Below are 25162 nucleotides of genomic sequence, written 5' to 3'. Positions count from 1 at the left end.
GTATAACCGGGACTTCCTTAAAACCTACTGTGTCTCATGATGCAGTAGGTTTTTTTATGTTTGTAGGTTTTTAATAACTTGTTCGTCAATCCAATTCATATTAAACAATCCGTTTAAATAGCCACAGTGGCCTCCAAACTGAGTACGGTGAATATTTAGGTATTCAGATGCATGTAGATTCTCCCAGTCATTAGAAGGAATCACAGGGTCGTCTTCAGCTATGTATACATCGCTATCTACTGATAGAGAATTTAGGTAATCACCCGTAATTGAATAGCCTTCTAGGTAACTTTTTACAGAATTAAATTCTGTATATTTTAATAATAAATGTTCAGTCATGTTGGTGAGTGATCTTTGCTTATTGATGGTGGCTAAATCATAATTATCGGGGAATAGCTTATGTTTTACCTTCAACATATTTTTCCAGCGCTGTAGATAATATTCTGTATAAATTTTCAACATAGAATTAGTTTCATCTAGAGCATTAGTTGCATTCATGACGGGGCAAATGGAGATGATCTTATCAATCGTTAAATTTTTGTCTTGTGCTTTTGAGCCAATGCGTAACGCAAAATTTCCACCTAGTGAAAAGCCTACAATATAAAAATTTGAGTGTGGTATTTGTTGTTGAATCGCTTGAGTGGCGTTTAATGCTTCATCTAAACGACAGGAATGGAAGAGGTCTTCATTTAAATGTTGTGTACCACCGTGGTCTCTAAAGTTTAGGCGAAATATATTGAAACCGAGATCGTGTAACTTGCTGGCGATAGGTAAAAGATATAAGGAATCAGCACAACCCAACCAGCCATGAAGAATCATTACTAAAGGTTTTTGGCCCGAGAATGAGTTTGAGGTTTGGCTTGTGTCTTTGTGTGTAGTTAATAATCCTTGTAACTGAACATTATTTTCAAGGGATAATATGAGAGATTCACTGTGTTCGCGTAAGTTATGACTAACTCGCAATGCATAGGCTTTGCGAAGGAAAGTTGCCGCCGCAATGGTATTGGCATGACCATTGCGGTAAATGATAGGTGGTTTGTATTCCGCCACTACCTAGCTTTATTCAGAGCTTGCTCAACATCTTCTAAAATATCGTCTATATGCTCAATACCAATGGAGAGTCTTACTAAATCTTCACTTACTCCTGCAGCAGCTTGTTCATCTTTAGAAAGCTGACGGTGAGTGGTGGTAGCGGGGTGGCAAGCTAGTGATTTAGCATCTCCAATATTGACCAGGCGCACTATGAGCTTAAGGGCATCAATAAATTTGGTGCCTGCCTCAATACCGCCTTCAATACCGAAACTTAATATTCCCGAAGCGCGCCCACCAAAATATTTTTGTGCGAGTTTGTGATCAGTATGTGAAGACAATCCTGCATAGCTGACCCAGTTTACAAGTTCATGCTTATCTAAATATTGTGCAACGGCCAAAGCATTTTCACAATGCCGGTCCATACGCACTGCAAGCGTTTCAATGCCTTGTAATATTTGAAAACTATTCATGGGGGAGATCGCAGCGCCCATATTGCGTAATGGCACTACTCGAACGCGGCCAATATAAGCAGCTTTGCCAAACGCTTCGGTGTATATAACGCCATGATACGAAGGATCGGGTTCATTCAATACAGCGAAACGTTTTTTATGTTTTTCCCACGGAAAGTTTCCTGAATCGACCACGACTCCACCTATAGAAGTTCCATGTCCACCCATGTATTTGGTTAACGAGAGAATGCTGATATCCGCGCCAAAATCAAAAGGTTTGCATAAGTAAGGTGTGGGCACAGTGTTATCCACCATTACCGGGACGCCTTTATTGTGTGCAACCTTTACTAATGCTTCTAAGTCGATAACATTCCCGGCTGGGTTGCCTAGTGATTCGCAAAATACTGTTTTAGTATTGTCATCAATCGCGGCGTCCATGGCATCCATGTCACGATAATCAACAAACCGAACTTCTATACCAAGCTTTGGTAAGGTGTGCGCAAAAAAGTTATAGGTGCCACCGTATAAGGTAGATACGGAAACAATATTGTCGCCTTGTTCGGCGAGTGCAAAAATTGCATACGTTATAGCGGCCATGCCAGAAGATAATGCCAATGCGCCAACACCGCCTTCCATTTCTGCAACACGCTGTTCCAGCACTGCCGTGGTGGGATTCATGATGCGTGTATAAATATTGCCTTCAACTTTTAGGTCAAATAAATCTGCACCATGTTGCGTGTTATCAAACGCGTAAGAAGTGGTTTGATAAATAGGTACTGCAACCGCTTTGGTAGTAGGTTCTGGAGTGTAACCACTATGAATGGCTTGAGTTTCGATTTTCATATTTAAATACCTCTAAATTTTATGAGGCGAATCTAAAAGTTAATGACTAACCCTATAAGCGTGAGTTTCGTTAATGTGTATTAGCGAAAATTTCTATGACAATAACGTAGACTCTTTATTGCTACGATTATGAAAAGGGATGTGTTAACCATTGAATCCGTCTTCAGCTTCAAATTAATTTGGCGCTGACTCGACCTAGAAGCTTTGAGGACGGTCATCGCTTTAGCAGTATTTATGTGTCGCCCTGCAAGTTGTTGAATTAAAGCAGCGACTAAATTAGCTAGTGATTTAACCAGCTGTTAAAAATGCTATGGATATTTCAGCCCGTTGTCAATCTTTGATGGGCTAGAGGGGCACTTAGACCTTCAACGGTGGGGTTTAAGTATGGTTTCATTTAATGGTCGAGATTCAAAATATGTATCTCGTAGCTTCCAGGTCGGTATGCTTTGAGAATTAATAATTTGCTGATTTATGAGCCATTGCAGTACTTCTTCAGCGTCTTGGGTGAACCAGGCATAGCTTGAGCCAAGTCTAAAACTGTAACCCCAGGCATCCATATCTTTCATCAGCTGGGAGCTACTGTAGCCATCAATATGATCGGCTAACAAGATCTGTAAATAACAAGTCGCATTTTCTTCCATAGCGGAACCTTTGGCATCAACATGCGGGAGTGAGCGTTGCTCTTCAGGCATGCATATGTAGTGGCAGGATTCATGCAGAATCGAATGGATTGGTGTATCGGCACGTATATATAACCGATTTTTTTTGCGTCCGGCTTCGGGGGTTCCCCAGAAGCTATGAGGTATAGCAACTCCAGGTGCAGAGCAATTAATCTGTATACCATAGTGGCTCAGCAGCTCTTTAATAGAGTCGGAATTTAAATTTTCGTAATGCACCATTTTAATGACGGTTATATGACATTTATAAACTTTTATCTATTGCCATGTTTCTTTTACGTATCCACTGCCAGATTTACCTCTTGTCCAAAAGGAGAGATCCCTATTGTATGAAAACTAGGTATACTCAGCGACCAATTTCTAGCCACACAACTTCTACGGAGAGAATCAACTATGCGTTTATTTCTACGCACCACATCATTGATTATAGCTTTAGGCTTGTTTGCGACTTCTGCAGGTTTTGCAGCGGGAAGTATTGAGCAAGGCAAATTGAAATCAGAAACTTGTTTGGGTTGCCACGGTGTACCGAGCTATACAAATGTATATCCAACTTATCATGTTCCTAGATTAGGCGGCCAGTACGCTGACTATATTGTTGCCGCGCTTAAAGGGTATCAATCAGGTGAGCGGAGTCACGGCACGATGCAAGCACAAGCAGCAGGTTTAAGTGAAGAAGATATGGCAGACATCGGTGCCTATTTTCAGTCACTTCAATAATAAATATATTTCTCTCAATTAAAAAATAGAAGATAAATCATGAAAAAATTATTCATATACGTTGTGGTTGGTTTATTTGTTATAGCAGCGGAACCCAGTTTCGCTTCAGAAGAAGAATCTCATGAATCAAGTCATGATGCAGCGCCAGCTAAAAGTGGTTCGGAAGTAGCAACGCAATGTGTTGCTTGTCATGGTGAAGATGGCAATAGCCCTACACCTAATTTCCCACGCATTGCAGGGCAGCATGCTGATTATATGTTTCATGCGCTAATGTCTTATAAGAATGGGGACCGTAAAAATCCCATCATGGCAGGAATTGTTGCTGCACTGAGTGAAAAAGAGATGAAAAATGTTGCTGCGTTCTATGCAAGTCAGAATGGCTTGTCAGTAGTGGACATCGATGACGAAGATAAGCACTAAACTTGTTTCTGAAGATGTGTATTTAAGCGAATAAATCAGAGTTTTCGTTACTTAATTTTTTCCCATTCTTCCGGTGTGTAGGCCTTAATGCTCAAAGCGTGTAACTCGCCGCTTGCGAGTTGTGGCTTAACTGTGGCGTACACCATTTGGTGTTCTTTAACCATGCTCAAATCAGCAAAGCTCTTGCTAATCACGATAGCTTCGTATTTGCCTTCACCACCACTTACCATGGCTTGTGAGTTAGGCACACCGGCCTCAATTAATTTTTGAATTTCATCAGTAGTCATATCGGCAATTATCTATTAAGGGCTTATATATGCTATATCGCATTGGCCATAGCACCCGGCCATATCATTCAGGTCCTATTAATTAGCTTTGTGCATTAGATTGGATTGCTGGATTCAATCAGTTCTACAAGCGCATCACCAATAAGCTCTTTTTTCCAGCTAGATAAGATATCTAATTCTCGTTTACCGCGGATTAGTTTTTCAACCACACTGCGTGTAGCCAATAAGCTTGGTGAAATATTTAGCTCTTCAGCTCGCTCACGAATAAAAGACTGTGCTGTCTTGATGAGTTTGCGCTGCTCACTGCTTAGTGGGCCAGTAAAATTGGTTTCAGGCCATTCTGCTTCAGGAATATTTTTGGCTATACTTATTTCTTCAAAAAGTGCATCTACATATCCAACATGTTCGCGATTGATATCATCTACATGTTGCAGAGAATTTGTATCGATAGGTTGTTCTATAGCTAAACTGCGTAATGCTTTGTCACTTAAAACCCAGCGGCGAGGTTTATTTTCTGCAATGGCTTGAAGTTCGCGCCACTGTGCGAGGTGCTTGAGTACGACCAGTTGTTCGGATTCTAATTTTCCAACGCCTTTAACGGTTTTCCAAATTTTACTCGCATCCACTTTGTATTTATCTAAAGCAGATAAATTATTGCATTCAAATTCAGCCCAATGACTGCGTTGCTGTTGGGCAAGTTCTTCTTTTAAATACAGATAAACTTTAGCTAAATATTTAACATCATCTACTGCATATCGTATTTCATCACCTGTTAACGGTCTGCGTTCCCAGTTTGTACGAGAGAGAGATTTATCAAGCTCCACGTCACATATCTCATTTACCAAATAGGCATAACTCACTTGATCGCCATAGCCTAATAAGCTGGCCGCAATCTGAGTATCAAACATAGGAGTAGGGACTTCGTCATAAAGGTTTACAAAAATTTCAAGATCTTGGCTTGCGGAATGAAATATTTTAGTAATAGATGGTAGATATAACAGCTTTCTAAGCGAGGAGAGGTCTTTGATAGCAATGGTGTCAATGCAAACAATGTCTCGTTCCGAGGCAATTTGCACTAAACATAAATTTGGATAGTACGTCCTTTCACGTATAAACTCTGTATCAAGCGCTAGCCATTCAACGTCGTAGCATGCTGTGCAGAACCTCTCTAACTCTTGTGTTGTGGTTAATATTCTAAATTCCATTATGAATACATTGGTGATTCTAAAGTTTCGGAAGTATTGCCTGAAGCATTATATGAAACATTTTCTGAATGTTTTGTTGCTGATGTTATTCGTTTTCCAGGGCAGTGTAACAGCTAAGCAAGGGCCAAAGGACTGGCAATCACCTTTTTTTCAAGACCATATATTAGTGGGAAAAATTTGGGATACCCATAAAAATGTATGGCTTACCAATAAGCAGTTTAATCAAGAGTTGTTGTACTACGACTATATACTTTTAGGTGAAGCGCACACCAATGCTGATCATCATCTTTTACAGGCCAAGGTTATTAATACACTAGTAAGTTCAGGTGTAAAACCAACCGTAGTGATGGAAATGTTGTCACAACAAGCATGGCAAGAACAACCGCATGTATGGAACAAGTCTGATGAGTTGCAAGAGTTAGCAGGGATGCTAAATGAGGGTTGGCCTTGGGAATTGTATACGCCAATATTACAATCTATCGTGCAACATCAACTTGAATTATATGCGGGTAATATCAGTAGTGAAGAATTGCATCGTTGGTCTAATGAAAAAAGTACTGATAAAAAAATCGATGTACTGCGCGAGTATTTTTATACAGAAGATAATTTTACAACTTTAAATAAAAATATCATTGATTCTCATTGTGGTCATGCTAACCAAGGGTTTGTAGATTTTATGTCGCGAGCACAAATGCAGCGCGATCGTATAATGGCAACTTCGCTAATGGGCAAAAAACTTCCTGTGGTTTTTATTGCGGGCAATGGTCATGCAAGAAATGATTACGCGGTGCCTATGCAACTGCGAAGAAAATTCAAGCAAACATCTTATTTATCTATTGCGTTTATTCCGGTACAGGAAGGTAATGATAATCCTCAGGAGTACTTGCAAGATGAGTTGGCGATTTACGATATTTTATATTTCACGCCTAGTCATACAAATGAAGATCCCTGTGAGAAATTTAGAAAACAATTGAAAAATATGCAGCAAAAACATCCATAACACAGACTCCATAAGGGGTTGAAGGCATATTGATGCCTGTAGTTGCTTGCAGATGTTCCGCTATATGCGACAATAACTGCCACTCAACTTTATCGCTACATTTAATAGGACATTAAATGCTCACTGGGCCCGATGCCAATCTTAAGGCAAGAATAAAAAGCCTTCGCAGCCATATCAAAAACGAAAACCCACTACTTGTAGAAGTGGTGGATCATTTTTGTGAGTTAGATAAGCTCGCATACAAGCTAGGCATTCTTACTAATAAAGAATCGTATTCCACCGATATTTCGTGGTGGCCGTTAATCTCAGTACTCGGTACCTTTTCAGCCGGTAAGTCCACCTTCATCAATCACTTTGTGCAAACCGATTTACAAAAAACCGGCAATCAAGCGGTGGACGATAAATTCACTGTAATTTGTTACAGCAGTGATGACAAAGTTAGAGTACTTCCCGGCTTAGCGCTAGATGCTGATCCACGTTTTCCGTTTTACCAAATCAGCGATGAGATTGAAAAAGTATCCGCGGGAGAAGGTTCGCGCATAGATACGTATCTACAACTTAAAACCTGCCCAACGGATCTTATTAAAGGCAAGATTTTTATCGATTCGCCTGGCTTTGATGCCGATGCACAACGCACCTCAACGTTGCGGATTACCGATCACATCATTAACTTATCCGATTTGGTTTTAGTATTGTTTGATGCGCGTCATCCTGAGCCAGGAGCAATGAGAGATACATTAGAGCATTTGGTTGCAGGCACTGTGCGCCGCAATGATTCCAATAAAGTGTTATTTATTCTTAATCAAATTGATACCACTGCGGGAGAAGATAACGCTGAAGAAGTAGTCGCCGCATGGCAACGAGCAATGGCATCCGGTGGTTTAGTCAGTGGACGTTTTTACGCTACCTATAATGAAGATGCAGCGGTGCATATAGCAGATAAGAATTTGCGTGACCGTTATCAACGTAAACGCGATGCAGACTTAGGTGAAATTTATCAGCGTATTTCTGAAGTCAGTGTAGAGCGCGTGTATCGCATAATAGGTTCATTAGAAAATACCGCGAACCAAATTGAAAATAGTTTGGTTCCAAGAGTGCAAGAAGCCACACGCACATGGGTAAAGCGTGTACTGATGGTGGATGTATTTATTTTGTTACCCATTTTTTTCGCTATGTTAATTTATTTCATTAAACATTTCGGCACCGGTACGGCTTTTGATGGTTTCGGTAATGCAGGAACGATAACCGCCATTATTTTGGCGCTTTTATTGTTGTTTGGCATACATCAATTCGTTAGAAAGTTAGCGGCTAAGTGGGTAGCCAGATCTTTACCTGAAAAAGAATTGACTGGAAGCGTTCGCAATGCATTTCTACACAATACGCGTTGCTGGCAGCCATTAGCGCGGCCATTTGTGGTCGGGTGGAATAAACATGCGCGCGGTAAACTGATAAAAATTCGTGAAGATGCAAATCGATTCGTCCAGCAATTGAACGATGAATACACAAACCCATCGGGTGAAAATTAAATCTCACATAAAAGTTTTTTATAATTTATATTCTTAGTTATAAAGTTAAGTAACTAATTTTAATAATAAATTAAATATGTAGTAATTCTTTACTACATGCATATATAAAACTTTACTTGACGGTTAATTAACAAGAGGAGCAGAATAAACTATAGAAAAATAAAATAATTCTTTGGGAGAAGAGCTATGAACCTAGTCGGGGTGCGTTCATGCTTTATGGTTGGCACTGTAAAGATATTTTTTGTTTTATCTATTCTTTTATCATCGCTATATTTTTCACAAGCGTTAGCTTGTCCGTGGTGTCCACCGCCACCACCAACACCCACTTTACAATCCATTTCTCCAAGTAGTGGGACATATGAAGGATCAGTGACAGTGTCCATTGTTGGAAGCCCATATGTCAGATATTCGACGAATGGCTTCACACCTAATTCAAATTCTCCAAGGTATACAGGTCCATTTACAATAACGTCTTCAACAACGGTCAAGGCTAGAGCATATCGAATTAACAATTGTGGTGCTCCAGGGTGTGGTACCGGTCAGAGTATTTGGGGTGGGAGCGCAACGGTAAACTATACGATAGATACTGATGTCGCAACGCCTACAATTACGCCTAATGGTGGTTCATTTGCAAACAATGTCACCATTTCATTATCTTCACCCACTTCAGGTGCGCAGTTACACTATACAACCAATGGTTCTGCACCAACTTCAGCTTCACCTCTATATACAGGTTCAATTGATTTAATCAGTAGCACTCACTTAAAAGTGATCGCTGTTAAAAATGGACTAAATGATAGTGAAGTGGTTACTGCTGAATTTAATATAAATGGGCAGTTAGCTGCACCTACCATTACGCCAAATGGCGGTACACACAATGGAAGTGTGCAAGTGCAGCTTTATTCACCAGATCCAGGTGCCGATATTCGTTACACCATTGACAACACGATCCCAGACTCAAATTCGCCCTTATTCAGCAGTCCTTTCACGTTAAGCACTGCAGGTACAACTACAGTTAAAGCAGTCAGTGTTAGTAATGGCTACTCGAGTAGCAATATATCAAGCCGTGTTTTCACAATTGAATCAAGCAATCAAGCATGTACTGCTGATAATGGATCTCCAGCTTCCAGTCGTATTACAGTTCCATCAGAAAGTGATGCTTCTGTAGGAGCAATAGCGGGACAGCATTCTGTTGGAACAACAGGTGTGTCTACCTATAGCATTCCATTGAGTGTTTTACCGGGCACTGCTGGAGTAGAGCCGAAACTTTCGCTCGAGTATATGAGCGGGAGTGGCAATAGTATTTTCGGATTAGGTTTTCAACTCAGTGGTTTGTCTTCCATTGCACGTTGTGGAACTACGATTGTAGATGATGGTGCATTTGGTGCAGCAGATTTAGATGCTGATGATAAGTTTTGTATTGATGGTGCGCGTTTGGTTGCGGTCAATGGCGGAACATATGGCGCTCCTGACACTGAGTATCGCACGCAAATAAATTCATTCAATAAAATAGTATCTCTGGGTACAACGGGCATCGGTCCGGAGAAGTTTCAAGTGTGGACGAAGTCAGGTGAAATACTTGAATATGGGTTTACATCTGATTCCAAAATTACAATCAATAGTGATGTCGTAAATTGGTCTTTAAATAAACTCTCCGATACTAAAGGTAACTCTCTAAACGTCATTTACAATTATGACGCTTCCACACATGAACAAAAACCATTCCGTATTGAATACACAGAAAATGATAGTGCAAGTCTAAGCGCAAACCAATTTGTTGAATTTGTGTATGAGTCACGAACGGATGACGTGAGTTCAATTGCAGGCACTACAGTGCTCTCAACCAATGAGCGAGTCTCGCAAATTAAAATTGGTGAAGGATTTACTGATAGAAAACTGTATAAGTTTACTTATAAAGACCCCTATACCGATGCATCTCTGCTCGAGCAAGTGGATGAGTGTTATCTAGATGCATCACAAGCAGAGCATTGTGTAAGACCGACAAAATTTGAATGGGAAGAATCCACAGGTGATTTACAACTCGGCGCTTCTCAAGATTGGAGTCCTTCAAACACACGGAATATAGAACATAGTTTAGTGGGAGATGTGAATGGAGATGGATTAGATGATTGGGTTTATTTTGAAAGACCAGCAGACAGTCCAAATGGACACCCACATTATGGCAGTCCAACCAATATCTATATGCGTCATTCCACAGGCTCAAGCTTTGGTCCTGAAATTCAAATTGCAACCTACACACCCAGTTGCAAATGTACTTTAAGCAATGGACATATTGGATGTCAAGACACTGTTTGTAATTTCGATGGGTATACCCATCTAATCGATATTAATGGGGACAATAAAAAAGATTTCCTATTAGAAAACACGATTCGCATATCCAATGGAAGTGATTTTCAACCTGCACAAACGTATTCAGGTAATTACACGCACGATTTTAGTGATGTAGGTGATTTCAATGGTGATGGTTATGAAGACATTGTTTATAAGAATGGTTTAGGGTTGTATTTGCATGCATCGGATGGAACCAACTTAGCCAGTATTTCTTATATTGATGCTTTGTTTCAGTATCCTGGGAAAACAAAGGTATTTGCAGCGGATTACAGCGGAGATGGTCGAGATGACATTTTGACCTATTATGAAATTTCTGGTCAAACGACGTTATGGAATTCTCGCTTATCTCGAGGCGATGTGTCCTTTAATGAAGTCCCTTTTTATGCTGATGGAATTTATGCTGATAGTAATGTTATCCATTTTAAAGATATTTCTGCAAATGGAGTGGACGACTACATTCGAGTCTCTGGTAATGGTGGGTCAACACAAAGATATAACGGAGCGCCGGGTGGTGGTGGTTCAAATTATCCGCTGAATAAAACTTTTAATGCACCCATCACAATCCGTAAAGGTTCTGGACTAGCCATTGGAAGTTCAGTAAGTCTAGGTTCATATAGCGTTACCCAGTATTGCGATATACCGTATTTCAATTCTTTGCCATTTGGTGGGACTGAATGGGGAGGATATAAATGTCCAAATGCTAGTGTTGGCGTTGGAGACGTTAATGGTGATGCGATTGCAGATGTGGTGATGTTTGATGAAACCGGGTTTAGTGGTGCATCTGTACGCATCACTGAAACACCAACGCCGACTATAATCAAAAAAATTACCGAAGGGTATGCGGGTAATGGTGAAGGCAAATCAATTGTATTTAATTATGCAACACTTGATGATCCAAATGTTTATACACCGGGAACAGGAGCAGTGTTTCCTAATCATGATCTAAGCGCATCCGTTCATGGCAGTGTTGTTTCAAATGTACTAGTGGACAATGGTATTGGCGGGCAACTATCTACTTCCTATAAATATAAACACTGTCGTGTAAATTTCCATGGTCACGGAAATTTAGGTTTCGAAGAAGTTATAGAGATAGATGACGCCACCGGCATTCAAACCATCACTTACAGTAAGCAAGAGTACCCTCATATTGGAGAGGTGTATAAAACAGAAACGAAGTTACCGTCAGGTGATCTGTTAAGTGTTTCTGAAGTGTTGGAATTCGATATTAAAGGCACTTTAGGCACCGAAGGTAGTTATGGCGATGGCGACCCGATCTATCCGTACGTTAAAAAACAAACCGAGCGCACCTATGATCTTTTAGATCATCAACTCATCACCACGGTTACAACAGAAACTACGTTAGATGACTATGGTAATGCGTTAACCGTTTTGGTAACCACAACGGATGCAGAAAGTGGTAATGAATACACTACTTCTACAGCAAGCCTCTATGACAACATTGAAAATGATCCTGAAAAATGGCATTTAGGTCGCTTAACGCAAGCCACAGTTACGAAAACCGGTGGCGTTGCAGATCCAACAGATGGTTCACCGCCGAACGATACGCGTGTTTCTGCATTCACCTATGCTTCTGATACAGGATTCTTGCTAACTGAAACGATAGAACCGGGACCAAATGCACTTACAAAAACGTACATCCATGACGATTATGGCAACCGCAAACAAGTTGAAACAACAGGGGCAGGGCTTGTAGGTACGCGAATTACTAAGACTACATATGATGCGAACGGGCGCTTCCCGGTGTATGCAGAAAATGCAATGGGTCCCACGCATAGCGAAACGCGGGAATACAACAACCCATGGGGTGGGGTTACCAAGCTCACTGGGCCGAATGGCTTAGACACCATCTGGCAATACGATGCACAAGGAAGAAAGATAAGAGAGATCCGTTCGGATGGCACCGAAACCAACATTTATTACAACTGGTGTAATAGTGCTTGTGAAGATCCAAATGCGGTATTTAAAGTCACTACCACATCAACGGCTGGGGCTACCAGTGTCGCGTACTTCGATAAACTTGGTCGAGATATTTTAAAAGAATCTGAAAGCTTTAATGGCGCTTCAGTATATGTGGCAACTGATTATGACTATTTGGGCCGGACTAAAAAAGTCTATCAACCCTACTCAGACATTAGCGGTGGCCCAGGTGCGTTTACTGAATATCATTACGATTTACTCGATCGTGTTAAACAAGAAGACTCACCAGTAACGGGCACCACTACTAGTGATTACGACGGATTAAGTGTTCTGATCACAGCCGTTAATGCTAATGGCGAAGGTGAAGCGAAAGATCAAGAAACCATAGAAGTTAAAAACGGCTTGGGGTGGACACTCAGCACTACCGATAATGGCTTGAACACCGATGTTGGAGTACCAGGCGACACCATCTTCCAATACGACTCGTATGGCAACTTGCGCTTCGTTACCGATGAACACAGTAATATCACAGAAAACCGCTACACCATCCGAGGTTTTAAACGCTATATGGATGACCCTGATATGGGCGTGTGGCTGTATGAGTACAACGTACTAGGTGAGTTAACTCAGCAAACTGATGCGAAACTTAAAGTCGTGGACATGAAATACGACGTGCTGGGTCGACTCTATGAACGCAATGAATTTGAAGGGCAAAGTACTTGGACCTATGACTGTAATGCAGATAGCACTAGTAGTTATCAAGGTATTGGTAAATTATGCGCTGATGGTCAAGATGTCGGGTTAAGCAGAAGCTACAGCTTTGACAGCTTAGGTAGACCGACCGAAACCGCAACGACAATTGGTGGAATAACGTACACCGCTAGCGTGAGTTATGACAGCGTTGGGCGTGTGGATATCAACACTTATCCAGAATCTGGCCCTGGTAATAGCTTCCAAACTCAAAACATCTACAACGCAGTTGGTTTCTTAGAAAAAGTACGTGAGGCCAAAGGCAGCTGTATTAATTACTGGCAAGCACTCGCAGCGAATGACTATGGAAGTATCAGCTTAGAGACATTGGGCAACAATGTAATGACTGCACGCTCGTACTCCCAAAGTACAGGCCGAATAAATTCTATATACAGTGATGGAGGTTTTCTGCAAAATTTAACTTACGTTTGGGATGATGTAGGAAACCTCAAACAACGAAATGATCTAGAGCAAAACTTCACCGAGAATTTCTTATACGACGGTTTAAATCGTTTAAAGTCAGCAGAATTCATTGGTGTTGGAGCAACTACTAAAACATTCACCTACGACAGTATTGGCAACATAAAAACCAAGTCCGATGTAGAGGCCGGTGCAACCTACAACTATGGTACGCGTAATATAATTGGTTCTGTTGATGCAGGGCCTCATGCGGTAACGAGTGTAGGCAGCAAAACCTATGTCTACGATGACAATGGCAATATGATCTCAGGGGATGGCCGCACTATAGAATGGAGCAGTTACAACAAACCGATTTCCATAACTAAAAACGGCAGCGAATCAGAGTTTAAATACGGGCCGAGCCGCGCGCGTTACGAGCAAAACTTAATTGAAGGCGGTGTAACCACCACCACCTATTTAGGTGGTATGGAGAAAGTAGAGAAGAGCGATACTAGCGTTACCGAATACAAGCACTTCATTAGTGCTGGTGGCAACACCATTGCAATATATACCCATCGCAGTAACAACACCAACGACACACGATATCTTCATCGCGACCATTTAGGTTCCATAGATGTAATTACTGATGAAAACAAAGTGGAGGTAGATCGCCTAAGTTACGATGCGTTTGGTAAACGCAGGCTAGCCAATTGGAATGATGGCATCCCAACCATCGCCAGTAACAACACACGCGGCTTTACCGGGCACGAAATGTTAGATGCCGTCGGCATCATTCACATGAATGGCCGTGTGTATGATCCAACACTGGGCAGGTTCTTAAGTGCAGACCCGAATGTGCAAGCACCGAAGAACATGCAGAGTCTCAATCGATACTCTTATGTATTAAATAATCCACTGAGTTATACCGACCCCAGTGGCTTCTTCTTTAAGAGTTTGTTTAAGAAAATTAAACGAGCGATACGAAGATTGGTGCGGAGTATCGTTCGCGCCATTGCAGATTTTATAAAGAAATATGGTAGGACAATTGTGTCCATTGCGCTTGTAGCCATACCTATACCCGGCGTAAATGTATATGTTGCAGCTTTTGCATCGGGGCTGGTGGCAAGCGGAGGTGACCTTAAAGCAGGATTGGTAAGTGCGTTGACGGCAGGTGCGTTTAATCAAGTGGGCGGCTACTTTAATTATTTAGAAGGAGGTAATGCGGTCACAGGCTTGGCTAATGGATTAACTAAAGGTCAGCAGGCATTAAAAACACTAGCGCATGGCGCAGTGGGTGGAGTATCGAGCGTTGTAAGTGGCGGTAAATTTGGCGAAGGTTTTGCAGCCGCAGGAGTAACGCAAGTATTTTCAAAACAAGTTGGCGGTATTGATAGTGGAAACAGAGGTTTTAGCACTCAGCGTACAATAGCTGCATCAATTGTTGGCGGAACAGCTTCTGCAGTAAGTGGTGGCAAGTTTGCAAATGGTGCAGTTACAGGTGCATTTTCAAGGGCGTTTAATGATGAAGCGCATTCAGGTGGTTTTTCACCTACTTCTGGTGAATTTGAGACTTACGACGGCCAAGTAGTGTCGCTAACTGTTTACAGTGCTGAGGGTGGATTTACATACCTGGCTGATGGAGACTTCAATATTTATCAATTTGATTACCGAACTGGTTATGTTGAACGAGCATTGTTTAGTGGTAGTGCAGAGTCAGTTTGTCCAGAATGTTATTTAATAGGCGGTACAGGTGCAATTAGGGGTTTTGCGCGCGGAGGTGAGATTGCATTTAGTAAAAACTTTAGAATAGCACCATTCGGTAATAGAACAGGAAATGCAATTGGGAGATTTCCGCATTATCATCGTAGAGGAATTAATGTTTTGACTGGAAAAACCAAGCCAGGACAAGGTATAGGAAGACATAGACCGTGGGAGAAAAAAGCTACAGATAAAGGTTTTGGGGATCGTTTTTAGTGAAATTACCGATAATTTTAAATGAGAATAGCGATCTATTGTTATTTTCATCTGAAGAAGAACTTACTTCGTATATAGAGCCTATCGATGTCAAGAACAATGAATATGTGGCATACGATGCGAATGGTAAATTATTATCTTTGCTGGTAGAGGCGCAAGAATATAAGGGTAGATTATTTGGAAAGAAAACTAGAGAGATTGTTAAAATTTCATCTAGCAGTAATATTCAAAAACCTTCGGAACTAAAATCTTCAATCGAAGAGTACTTAATTAATGTTAATGTATTGGATAAAAGTGAGGCTTTAACATTATCTGAATTAATATTTAAACTAAAAGAATTTCTAAGAGTATAAAAAATCAATCGAGTTCTGTTACGTATGAGAGTAAAAGAAGAGGTCAGACTTTTTTATAAAAAAATTAATAAATCAAAGCCGTTTTTCTTACTGCACGCAACACCAAAAAGATCCACGGCCAAACTAACACGCTGGTGATCACCGGTGCCCAATAGACCCAGGTCTTAGGGTCTTGTCCTAAGATTCCTAAAATCCATAAAGAGATGCTCATGTAGGGCAATAAAATCATGCCGACAAACATGGCTTGCTGGTGTAATGGATACACGCGCACGCGCTGATGAAAGCGAATCGCGATGTAAGCGGTAATCGCAAAGCCTAATGCATGTTGGCCGAGTAAAGCACCTTGAATGACATCCACGCATAAACCCAACATCCAAGCGATGCCGACGCCGACTTTTTTCGGTACGGCAATGTTCCAATAGATAAGGGCTAATACAATCCATTCGGGTCGGTACGCGCGCGCCCAATCAGGCAAGGGCATGATCATTAGCATCATCGCTACTACAAAAGTTACCACAATGGTGAAAAAGTCAGAAGAGTTATTCATGTGTTCAAATCAATTACGAGTGCCTGAGTTTTGAATCACAACATTTTTGTCGCCAGAATTTTCAAGAGTATTCTCAAGTTTGTTCTCTTGAATATTCTGGGCACTATAGTCTGCATCGGCAGCGCTTGGCCAAATTAAAAGCACTTCGCGAATACTATTTAATTCTACCAATGGTTTGGCTTCGATTTTAACAAACGGGTCGCCCGACACTTGTTTGATGCTGGTGATTTCTGCAACCGGATAATCGGATGGATAGCGATCATCTAATCCTGAAGTAATGACTAGATCACCAATTTGAATATCAGCCGTACTGGTTAAATGTAATAACTCGAGTTGTTGAATGTTGCCGGTGCCGACCACTAAGCTGCGTTGCCCACTTCGCGCAATGACACCCAGCAAAGCATGATTCGGATCCGACACTAATAGTGCTACAGAATTAAAGGGTCCGGCTTTATCGATTTGTCCAATAATGCCTCGTGCGCCTAATAAAGGTTGTCCTTCGTAGACACCATCTCGTGTGCCTTTGTTGACGACAATGCGTTGTTGGTACGGATCTAAATCCACCGAGAGTAGTTCGCCAATGAGTATACGTTCTTCTTTAAAATACTTAGCAGAACTAAGCATTTCTCTAAGTCGAGTATTTTCTTGTTCTAAGGTAGTAAGTTTTTGCAGTCGTAACTCAAGACGTATTTGATCTGCACGCAGTTCTGCATTGTTGCGAAGTAATTTATTGCGCCCCGATAAAGATTCAGATCCCCAGTTGTACACTTTTGCAGGCAGGCCGGCTAAATATTCAATTGGATACATGGCCACGCTAATGGTTTGGCGCACTTTGCTTAAATGATGAAAGTGATGATCTACCGTCATCATTGCGACGGATGCCAAGATCAGCAAGAGTAATCTTGTAGAGGTGGAAGGGCCGAGGCCGAACAGCGTTTTTATAGCGAATTCTCCATAAATTACACAATAATTATCCCACTAGATTAGACGCAATCTATAATAACGAATTACTCGTTATGCGTCAGTGTAAAGCGTTGGGGGAATATTAAGTGTCTACGGTGAGGAGTTCGTTGCCTAACTCATCCATCAGCTCTAACGCTCGACCGCCGCCGCGTGCAACAGAAGTAAGAGGGTCATCGGCAATGACGACGGGGATACCTGTTTCTTCCATAATAAGGCGATCTAAGTCGCGTAGTAATGCGCCGCCACCGGTTAATACGATGCCTCGATCGGCAACATCGGCACCTAATTCTGGTGGTGTTTGTTCAAGCGCTGTTTTTACTGCACTGATGATTCCATATAGCGGTTCTTGTAATGCTTCAAGGATTTCGTTGCTGTTAAGAGAGAAGCTTTTTGGAACGCCTTCTGAAAGATTGCGGCCTTTTACTTCAATTTCCAACATTTCTTTGCCTGGGTAGGCCGTGCCAATTTCATGTTTGATGCGTTCAGCAGTTGATTCACCGATTAATACGCCGTAGTTGCGACGAATATAATTCACAATGGCATCATCAAATTTATCACCACCAATTCGTACGGATGATGAATACACAATGCCATTGAGCGAAAGCACGGCGACTTCTGATGTGCCGCCACCAATATCTAGCACCATCGAGCCACGCGCTTCTTCTATCGGTAAGCCTGCGCCGATTGCGGCTGCAATGGGTTCTTCAATTAAATAGGTTTTGCGAGCGCCTGCACCCATGGCAGATTCGCGAATCGCGCGACGTTCAACTTGGGTGGCGCCACACGGAACACACACTAATACGCGTGGACTGGGTCTAAAATAACGTCTTTCGTGCACTTTCTTTATAAAGTGCTGAAGCATTTTTTCGGTAGTGGTGAAATCGGCGATTACGCCATCTTTAAGGGGTCGAATAGCCTCAATATTGGCCGGTGTTCGGCCCAGCATGCCTTTAGCGGAGACACCAACCGCTTCAATCGTGCGTTGCCCACCTTCAGGGTTTTTGCGGATAGCAACGACTGAAGGCTCATTCAGGACAATACCTTTATCACGCATGTAGATCAGCGTGTTGGCGGTGCCTAAATCAATGGATAGGTCGTTGGAGAAAGCCCCAAGAATGCGTTTAAACATATAGGATTAATTTTTGGTATTAAATTCGTGAGTTAGCGTACTCTATCAGTGGCCTAAATATTCGGCAAGCCATTAAATATAAGGGATAAGTGTGATAGTTTTGCCATTCATTTGTAGATTTGTCTACCCCGCAAATAGCTAGTCGGTAGTAATTTACATAGTCTTCTGTTTTGTCGGCAGGCTAGAATAATTTAATAACACAAAACCTGTATCAGTTACCTGAATAAGTAAAGAGCCATGTCTATTTCTCCTGAAGAAGTTTTAAAAATTGCCAACCTGGCGCGCTTGCAAATTAAGCAAGATGAGGTGGAGCAATATGCAACGGATTTATCCAATATCATAACTTTAGTTGAGCAAATGAATGCGGTGGATACCCAAGATATTCTACCAATGGCGCACCCCTTAGACGCTACACAACGCTTGCGTGAAGACAAAGTTACTGAAGAAAATCAACGCGATAAGTTTCAAACCATTGCTCCATCAGCAGAGAAAGGTCTTTATTTGGTGCCTAAGGTTATTGAATAAGATGTATTGCCGATTTCAATTATTAGAGCTTATTTAAATTTACATGTACGAACTTTCCGTATCACAATTAATTGACGGTTTACGCAACGGCGAATTTTCTAGTGTTGAGTTAACGCAGTGCTTTGTAGATCGCATGCAAAAGTTCGGCGACCTCAATGCATTCATTACAGAACTTGGTGAGCGTGCAATGCTGCAGGCAAACCATGCCGATAAATTAATTAAAGAGAATAAACACGGTTTGTTAACCGGTGTGCCAATTGCGCATAAAGATATTTTTTGCATGTACGGTGTGAAAACATCATGCGGTTCTAAAATGTTAGACAGTTTTAATGCACCGTATGATGCAACCGTTGTAGAGAAATTAGATCAAGCGGGTTGTGTAACCATTGGCAGAACCAATATGGATGAATTCGCAATGGGTTCATCAAATGAGAGTAGTTATTACGGACCGGTAAAAAACCCATGGAATACGGATTGCGTGCCAGGGGGTTCTTCAGGGGGTTCGGCTGCTGCAGTTGCGGCACGCATTGCGCCCTTGGCAACCGGCACCGATACCGGCGGTTCTATTCGCCAGCCTGCGGCCTTATGCGGTGTTACCGGCTTGAAACCCACTTATGGAAGAGTGTCGCGTTATGGGTTGATTGCTTATGCCTCGAGTTTGGATCAAGGCGGGCCATTTGGAAAATCTGCTGAAGATTGTGCCTATATGTTGCAAGCCATGGCGGGGTTTGATGAGAAAGATTCCACCAGCTTAGATCAAGCCGTGCCTGATTATGTCCAGCCACTTAATGACTCGTTAAAGGGAAAAGTGATTGGGGTGCCGGAAGAATATTTTAGTGAAGGTTTAAGTGCTGAAGTTAAGAGTGTGATTGAAGATGCTATTAAATGGTATGAGCAACAAGGCTGTGAAATAAAAAGTATTAATTTGCCTAATACTAATTTAGCTATTCCTGCCTATTACGTCATTGCACCGGCAGAATGTTCTTCAAACTTATCGCGTTTGGATGGTGTGCGTTATGGGCATCGCTGCGAAGAGCCGCAAGATTTGCGTGATTTGTATGATCGAAGTCGTAGTGAAGGGTTTGGTGATGAGGTGAAGCGTCGCATCATGATAGGAACGTATGCATTATCAGCAGGCTATTACGATGCTTATTATTTAAAAGCACAACAGATTCGACGTTTAATAAGTGAAGACTTTAAAAAAGCCTTTGAAGGTGTTGATGTAATCTTAGGGCCTACCACACCGGAACCTGCTTTTAAGATTGGAGAAAAAACGGCAGACCCTGTCACCATGTATTTGTCTGATATCTATACTATCTCGATTAACTTAGCAGGCTTGCCGGCGATGTCCGTGCCGTGTGGGTTTTCAAACAGTTTGCCGGTGGGTATGCAGTTAATTGGAAATTATTTTGAAGAAGATACATTATTAAATTTTGCGCATCAGTATCAGCAGGATACGGATTGGCATAAAAAGTCTCCGCCTGGTTTTAATGAGTAAGGTGTTTAAATAGTGATGCAGTGGGAAACCGTTATTGGCTTAGAAATTCATGTGCAGTTGGCCACCAACAGCAAGATTTTCTCTGCGGCATCAACTGCATATGGTGCGGAGCCTAATACACAAGCTTGTGCGGTAGATCTTGGATTGCCAGGTGTATTGCCAGTTTTAAATAAAGAAGTGGTGCGCATGGCAGCGATGTTTGGTTTGGCGGTGGGTGCTAAAGTGGCTGAGCGTTCTGTGTTTGCACGCAAAAATTATTTTTACCCTGATTCACCTAAAGGTTATCAAATTAGCCAATTTGAATTGCCTATTGTTGAGCACGGTACTTTGGAAATTGTTTTGGGTGATGGCGAGCGTAAAACCATTGGTATAACGCGTGCACATTTGGAAGAGGATGCGGGTAAATCTTTGCATGAGGAATTTCCAGATTCAACAGGGATTGATTTAAATCGTTGCGGCACGCCATTAATTGAGATTGTATCTGAACCCGATATGCGCTCTGCTGAAGAAGCGGTGGCGTATATGAAAAAAATACATTCTATTGTGCGTTACTTGGGAATTTCGGATGGCAACATGCAAGAAGGTTCTTTTCGTTGTGATGCAAATGTTTCGATGCGGCCTAAAGGGCAAGAGGAATTTGGAACGCGTACTGAAACTAAAAATTTAAACTCCTTTAGATTCGTAGAGCGTGCTATCCACTATGAAATTGAGCGACAAATTGATGTGCTTGAAGATGGTGGTAAAATTGTTCAAGAAACGCGTTTGTATGATGCGAATAAAGATGAAACGCGATCCATGCGTTCAAAAGAAGAGGCGAATGATTATCGCTACTTCCCAGATCCTGATTTATTGCCGGTTGTTATTGAGCCAGAATTTATAGAAGAGCTTAGAAAGCAATTACCAGAATTGCCTGCAGATAAAATTACACGCTTTAAACAAGATTACGAGCTCAGTGATTACGATGCTGAAAATCTTGCGATGAGTAAAGAAACTGCAGAATATTTTGAAGCAGTGGTAAAAAGTTCTAGTGCAAAAACCCAGTCTAAAATATATAAGCTAGCGGCGAATTGGGTATTGGGTGACCTTAGTGCTGCGTTACATCAAGATGACATGGAGATTGGTAACAGTCCGGTTTCATCTTCAATGCTAGCGGGATTATTAGATCGTATTGAAGACAGCACCATCTCAAGCAAAATTGCGAAAGAAGTTTTTCAAGCTATGTGGGCGGGTGAAGGCGATGTTGATACCATCATCGAGGCGAAAGGCTTAAAGCAAATCACCGATAGTGGCGAGATAGAGGCATTGGTTGAGCAGGTTGTGAAGGATAATCCTGGCCAGGTTGAACAATATAAATCAGGCAAAGATAAAGTATTTGGCTTCTTTGTGGGTCAAGTGATGAAGCTTTCAAAAGGCAAGGCAAATCCACAACAAGTTAATGATTTGTTAAAAGATAAATTAAAGTAACTTGTGTATGTCTGTTCAATTATTCAGGCTTAAAAATGTTCCTGATGATGAGGCAGAGGAAATTCGCAGTCTCTTAGAAAAAAACTACATTGATTATTTTGAAACTCCTGCAGGCAGTTGGGGAATTTCGATGCCAGCCATTTGGTTAAACGATGAAGATCAGTTAGAAAAAGCTATGCAGTTAATTGATAGCTATCAAAGTGAGCGACTCGCAAGATATAGAAGCGAGCCTGCTGATCGTAAAAATATATTAAGTGAGTTGTTCAATAATCCTGTTCAATTTGTTGCTTATATCGCTTTTGCAGCAGTTATTCTTTATTTTTCCATCAAACCTTTTTTGAATTTTGGCCAATAGAATCAGATTAGTAATCGTTCATATCTGTAGAAAAGTTTACAGGTATTGAGAAGACCAGAGATTTTCCTGCAGGGATATCTATATTTTGATTAATATTCCCTGTTCCTGTTGCGGTAGTGCCTGCGGCAGTGCCGGTAATACAGCTCGCGGTTCCATCTCCAGGTGCAATACTCGGATCGCATGTCCAATTACCGTTAACGGTGACGCCATCTGGCAAAGTATCACTGACATTTATATTTGTCACATCCACTAACCCGTTATTACTAACAATAATGCTGTATGTAGTATTTCCACCCGGTGTATAAGAGTTAATGTTGTCGGTTTTAGTAATGGAAATATCTGCTAATACTTCTGTGCCAATAAATGCTGTGCTGATGTTTTCAACTGGACACTGTCGTGTTACTAAGTTTAAGTTTGCTGCTGAAAGTTCTTGAAATGACCCGCCTGGGGTACGGAACTCAATGCTTGCGGGTCCATCACAACATGCTTCTGAGCCTAAGGTACGAAAACTATGGAAACCGGTAGGCAGAGGAGTTGTAGTGCCGCTTAATATTTCATTTACGTTTCCAAAATTAAATGACCACCAAAGATCATCATTCCACTCGGCGTCTACTGATTGGTTATCAATATATAGATCGCCACCAAGACCAAAGTCGGGCCCAATACGAAATTCCCATATGCCTGCGTTGGCTGCAGTGACTTCAAAAAACGTTTCGGTAAAATAAATAATGTCATTATTTGGACCGGTGAATGTTCCGCTATTATCAATATTGGTTATATTATTTAGTATTGTGCAACCATAGCCAGCAACGTTGTCGGGTAAGCTGTTAAAGTCTGCCTCAGCTTGAGCGCGTGTTGTAGGATCAAATGTAGTATTTCGCGTGTGGTATTTTATTCCAGTTTCGCTAAAAGTTGCAGCTGCGTCACTAACATTAGTTGCAGCATTATTGTGGTAATAAATATAAATAGTGCGAACTTCGCCATTATTAAATGTTGGAATGTTTACCCAAAGAGTTGCAGTTTCTGTGGCAGAATTTAAACTGTCAATATAGAAATCAAGTTGCGTAATTTCATCAGTATCAATTACACGCAAATCGTCGCCGTTATTATTCCAGTCAAAGCCAGGCAAGTTACTGGCAGATATATCAATGTCTACAGGGTAGTTGATTAAGTTACTTCCAGAACTATTGGTGAGTTGCAATGAGACATTACGATTCCAGTTGTTATCCCACCATGCGGCTATGCAAATATTTTGCATACATAGGAGTAGTAGCAAAATTAAAACAGATTTAATTTTACTGAGTATGTGGAGAATATTATTGTGCATAATATTGATTGGATTACCGGCATTACAAACATGCATTTTTATAATAAATTAGTGACGAACAATGTCATAGTGTGTGTGTATGAATGGTTGTAAAACCCACACAAATGGAATTTTGACTGAGATGGTTACCCAGGTGAAGTGATTATATTTATTGTCAGATAGAAGATTATCTAAAAGACGAATTATAGGATAAGGGTTGAGTCGAATGTTCTTGCTTTTAGGTCTTTGCTGAGTGCATCTAAGAAATTAGAATCATTATCAAGCAAGTAGTTTTTTTCTACTCCTGTGCTTACTCGAAAAACATAAAGGATGTACTTAGGGTCTGGCTGACCTTGCGAATAAGAATGCACACGTTCCGTGGATATCTCAAAATCGCGATAATCGTATCCCTTTTTTTCCATCACAGCTATTACTAACCCCAGGTAATTTTTTGTGATTAAAGTTCTGTCGTTCATCGGAGTTTTTAGCAGCATTTATGATGCTTGTGTAATGCATATATTTTTTGTGATCAATAAAACATTTGAGCACATATACATAAAAAGAACTCGATACTGGTTAACAAAAATAATTTGTTAAAGCAGACTATTGTATTGCTCGATTAAGTATTACCCATAGTGCAACGAAGGTTTCCTGCTAAGTCTTTATGCGTACTTACATTGTTGTAGTTAGCATTGGCGAATAATTCACTCACTAAGTCGGCTTGTTGAAAACCATGTTCGACAATTAGGCTGCCAGTACGCAGTAAATAATTTGGAGTATTTTTTATTATTTCGGTTAAAGCGTGTAATCCATTTTTTTCACTTAATAATGCTTGTTTAGGCTCATATTGCGATACAAATTGATCTAATTCTGTGTCACTTATGCTGATATAGGGTGGGTTAGAAATAACTACATCATATTTTTTCTCAGGCACACTTTTATACCAATCACTATGTATAAATGTGATGTCTGCTTGATGTTGTTTTGCGTTGAGCTTCGCTAGTTCTAATGCTGGTAAAGAGATATCGGTTGCAGTTATATCGCAATTCTCTCTTTCTTTAGCGAGGGCAACCGCAATGGCGCCAGAGCCTGTGCCTAATTCTAAAATACGGGGGGTATCTATGTTTGAGATTTCTTTGAGAGCAAGTTCTACTAACAGCTCTGTGTCCGGTCGTGGGATGAGTACTTGTTCATTAACCATGAGCTCAAGCGACCAAAATTCTTTTGTACCCGTGATATAAGCGAGAGGCTCACCTTTAGCGCGTCGATTTAATGTCGAGGTAAATATTTCTAGCTGTTGTTCGTTCAGCGCTTGTTCTGGATGAGCAATAATTTTAGTTTGCTTAATTTTGCATACATGGCAAAGAAGAAGCTGGGCATCCAGTTTTGCACTATCACTGATTGTGGAGAGTGTAGTGGTGGCGAGCTCCACTGCCTCTTTAAGAGTCATAAT

At 41.1% G+C, this 25162-nt stretch carries 21 protein-coding genes; 10 read left to right on the top strand and 11 right to left on the bottom strand.

Annotated elements, in window-relative coordinates; genetic code table 11:
* Positions 1-54: 54 nt before the first annotated feature.
* The 3 genes from GKR92_07550 to GKR92_07540 form a co-directional block, all read right to left on the bottom strand.
* Positions 55-1050, bottom strand: coding sequence for an alpha/beta fold hydrolase (locus GKR92_07550; protein ID QMU61557.1), 996 nt, complete (start codon positions 1048-1050; stop codon positions 55-57).
* Positions 1050-2324: an aminotransferase class I/II-fold pyridoxal phosphate-dependent enzyme gene (locus GKR92_07545; protein QMU61556.1), complete on the bottom strand. Its 1275-nt coding sequence runs from the start codon at positions 2322-2324 to the stop codon at positions 1050-1052. The genes GKR92_07550 and GKR92_07545 overlap by 1 nt, the downstream gene beginning before the upstream one ends.
* Positions 2325-2689: 365 nt before the next feature.
* Complete coding sequence (locus GKR92_07540; GenBank protein QMU61555.1) at positions 2690-3223, bottom strand: hypothetical protein; 534 nt, start codon at positions 3221-3223, stop codon at positions 2690-2692.
* A gap of 198 nt (positions 3224-3421) precedes the next feature.
* Here GKR92_07540 and GKR92_07535 point away from each other — a divergent pair, with 198 nt between their 5' ends.
* The gene (locus tag GKR92_07535; protein QMU62741.1) at positions 3422-3718 is read left to right on the top strand and encodes a cytochrome c; all 297 of its coding nucleotides are present in this window, start codon (positions 3422-3424) and stop codon (positions 3716-3718) included.
* Between the two features lie 39 nt (positions 3719-3757).
* Positions 3758-4138 (top strand): c-type cytochrome, encoded by a 381-nt coding sequence (locus tag GKR92_07530; protein QMU61554.1) that lies wholly within the window; start codon positions 3758-3760, stop codon positions 4136-4138.
* Between the two features lie 47 nt (positions 4139-4185).
* On the opposite strand, the gene GKR92_07525 is transcribed toward GKR92_07530, so the two are convergent.
* Positions 4186-4425, bottom strand: coding sequence for a BolA/IbaG family iron-sulfur metabolism protein (locus tag GKR92_07525; GenBank protein QMU61553.1), 240 nt, complete (start codon positions 4423-4425; stop codon positions 4186-4188).
* Positions 4426-4520: 95 nt separating this feature from the next.
* Positions 4521-5630, bottom strand: coding sequence for a ribonuclease D (rnd, locus tag GKR92_07520; GenBank protein ID QMU61552.1), 1110 nt, complete (start codon positions 5628-5630; stop codon positions 4521-4523).
* A gap of 1 nt (position 5631) precedes the next feature.
* Between rnd and GKR92_07515 the strand changes: the two genes are divergently transcribed.
* The 4 genes from GKR92_07515 to GKR92_07500 all read left to right on the top strand — a co-directional run bounded on the left by GKR92_07515 (position 5632) and on the right by GKR92_07500 (position 15922).
* A complete protein-coding gene (locus GKR92_07515) occupies positions 5632-6630 on the top strand; it encodes a hypothetical protein (GenBank protein ID QMU61551.1) in 999 nt (332 codons plus the stop codon).
* A 116-nt stretch (positions 6631-6746) separates the two neighbouring features.
* A complete protein-coding gene (locus GKR92_07510) occupies positions 6747-8156 on the top strand; it encodes a dynamin family protein (protein QMU61550.1) in 1410 nt (469 codons plus the stop codon).
* A 186-nt stretch (positions 8157-8342) separates the two neighbouring features.
* Complete coding sequence (locus tag GKR92_07505) at positions 8343-15569, top strand: hypothetical protein (protein ID QMU61549.1); 7227 nt, start codon at positions 8343-8345, stop codon at positions 15567-15569.
* Positions 15569-15922: a hypothetical protein gene (locus tag GKR92_07500; GenBank protein QMU61548.1), complete on the top strand. Its 354-nt coding sequence runs from the start codon at positions 15569-15571 to the stop codon at positions 15920-15922. The genes GKR92_07505 and GKR92_07500 overlap by 1 nt, the downstream gene beginning before the upstream one ends.
* Positions 15923-15986: 64 nt before the next feature.
* Here the strand turns inward: GKR92_07500 and mreD are convergent, their stop codons facing one another.
* From mreD to GKR92_07485, 3 genes are all read right to left on the bottom strand, one after another.
* Complete coding sequence (gene mreD / locus GKR92_07495) at positions 15987-16469, bottom strand: rod shape-determining protein MreD (GenBank protein QMU61547.1); 483 nt, start codon at positions 16467-16469, stop codon at positions 15987-15989.
* 9 nt (positions 16470-16478) lie between these two features.
* Positions 16479-17429, bottom strand: a complete 951-nt coding sequence (gene mreC / locus GKR92_07490; protein QMU61546.1) for a rod shape-determining protein MreC — start codon at positions 17427-17429, stop codon at positions 16479-16481.
* A gap of 85 nt (positions 17430-17514) precedes the next feature.
* Entirely contained in the window at positions 17515-18561 is a 1047-nt protein-coding gene (locus GKR92_07485; protein QMU61545.1) for an MreB/Mrl family cell shape determining protein, read from the bottom strand.
* A 237-nt stretch (positions 18562-18798) separates the two neighbouring features.
* Between GKR92_07485 and gatC the strand changes: the two genes are divergently transcribed.
* From gatC to GKR92_07465, 4 genes are read left to right on the top strand one after another with little or no spacing between them, the layout of a single operon-like run.
* A complete protein-coding gene (gene gatC / locus GKR92_07480; protein ID QMU61544.1) occupies positions 18799-19086 on the top strand; it encodes an Asp-tRNA(Asn)/Glu-tRNA(Gln) amidotransferase subunit GatC in 288 nt (95 codons plus the stop codon).
* Between the two features lie 43 nt (positions 19087-19129).
* Positions 19130-20584, top strand: a complete 1455-nt coding sequence (gene gatA / locus GKR92_07475) for an Asp-tRNA(Asn)/Glu-tRNA(Gln) amidotransferase subunit GatA (protein QMU61543.1) — start codon at positions 19130-19132, stop codon at positions 20582-20584.
* 15 nt (positions 20585-20599) lie between these two features.
* Positions 20600-22048 (top strand): Asp-tRNA(Asn)/Glu-tRNA(Gln) amidotransferase subunit GatB, encoded by a 1449-nt coding sequence (gene gatB / locus GKR92_07470; GenBank protein ID QMU61542.1) that lies wholly within the window; start codon positions 20600-20602, stop codon positions 22046-22048.
* A gap of 7 nt (positions 22049-22055) precedes the next feature.
* On the top strand, positions 22056-22403 hold the full coding sequence (locus GKR92_07465; protein ID QMU61541.1) for a hypothetical protein: 348 nt from the start codon (positions 22056-22058) through the stop codon (positions 22401-22403).
* A gap of 7 nt (positions 22404-22410) precedes the next feature.
* Here GKR92_07465 and GKR92_07460 read toward each other — a convergent pair whose 3' ends face one another.
* From GKR92_07460 to prmC, 3 genes are all read right to left on the bottom strand, one after another.
* Positions 22411-23766, bottom strand: coding sequence for a DUF2341 domain-containing protein (locus GKR92_07460; GenBank protein QMU61540.1), 1356 nt, complete (start codon positions 23764-23766; stop codon positions 22411-22413).
* A gap of 146 nt (positions 23767-23912) precedes the next feature.
* Positions 23913-24131, bottom strand: coding sequence for a hypothetical protein (locus GKR92_07455; protein QMU61539.1), 219 nt, complete (start codon positions 24129-24131; stop codon positions 23913-23915).
* Positions 24132-24328: 197 nt separating this feature from the next.
* Complete coding sequence (gene prmC / locus GKR92_07450) at positions 24329-25159, bottom strand: peptide chain release factor N(5)-glutamine methyltransferase (protein ID QMU61538.1); 831 nt, start codon at positions 25157-25159, stop codon at positions 24329-24331.
* Between the last annotated feature and the right edge of the window lie 3 nt (positions 25160-25162).

The sequence above is a fragment of the Gammaproteobacteria bacterium genome (assembly GCA_014075255.1).
In the GTDB taxonomy this organism is placed as follows: domain Bacteria; phylum Pseudomonadota; class Gammaproteobacteria; order UBA4575; family UBA4575; genus JABDMD01.
This window is presented reverse-complemented; position numbering and strand designations above follow the sequence as displayed.

Coding starts and splice junctions, on each gene's coding strand:
- GKR92_07505 (QMU61549.1), top strand. CDS start 8,343: ATGAACCTAGTCGGGGTGCGTTCATGCTTTATGGTTGGCACTGTAAAG.
- GKR92_07485 (QMU61545.1), bottom strand. CDS start 18,561: ATGTTTAAACGCATTCTTGGGGCTTTCTCCAACGACCTATCCATTGAT.
- gatB (QMU61542.1), top strand. CDS start 20,600: ATGCAGTGGGAAACCGTTATTGGCTTAGAAATTCATGTGCAGTTGGCC.
- prmC (QMU61538.1), bottom strand. CDS start 25,159: ATGACTCTTAAAGAGGCAGTGGAGCTCGCCACCACTACACTCTCCACA.
- GKR92_07460 (QMU61540.1), bottom strand. CDS start 23,766: ATGCATGTTTGTAATGCCGGTAATCCAATCAATATTATGCACAATAAT.
- gatC (QMU61544.1), top strand. CDS start 18,799: ATGTCTATTTCTCCTGAAGAAGTTTTAAAAATTGCCAACCTGGCGCGC.
- mreD (QMU61547.1), bottom strand. CDS start 16,469: ATGAATAACTCTTCTGACTTTTTCACCATTGTGGTAACTTTTGTAGTA.
- GKR92_07530 (QMU61554.1), top strand. CDS start 3,758: ATGAAAAAATTATTCATATACGTTGTGGTTGGTTTATTTGTTATAGCA.
- gatA (QMU61543.1), top strand. CDS start 19,130: ATGTACGAACTTTCCGTATCACAATTAATTGACGGTTTACGCAACGGC.
- GKR92_07545 (QMU61556.1), bottom strand. CDS start 2,324: ATGAAAATCGAAACTCAAGCCATTCATAGTGGTTACACTCCAGAACCT.
- GKR92_07465 (QMU61541.1), top strand. CDS start 22,056: ATGTCTGTTCAATTATTCAGGCTTAAAAATGTTCCTGATGATGAGGCA.
- GKR92_07540 (QMU61555.1), bottom strand. CDS start 3,223: ATGGTGCATTACGAAAATTTAAATTCCGACTCTATTAAAGAGCTGCTG.
- GKR92_07525 (QMU61553.1), bottom strand. CDS start 4,425: ATGACTACTGATGAAATTCAAAAATTAATTGAGGCCGGTGTGCCTAAC.
- GKR92_07515 (QMU61551.1), top strand. CDS start 5,632: ATGAATACATTGGTGATTCTAAAGTTTCGGAAGTATTGCCTGAAGCAT.
- GKR92_07510 (QMU61550.1), top strand. CDS start 6,747: ATGCTCACTGGGCCCGATGCCAATCTTAAGGCAAGAATAAAAAGCCTT.
- rnd (QMU61552.1), bottom strand. CDS start 5,630: ATGGAATTTAGAATATTAACCACAACACAAGAGTTAGAGAGGTTCTGC.
- GKR92_07455 (QMU61539.1), bottom strand. CDS start 24,131: ATGGAAAAAAAGGGATACGATTATCGCGATTTTGAGATATCCACGGAA.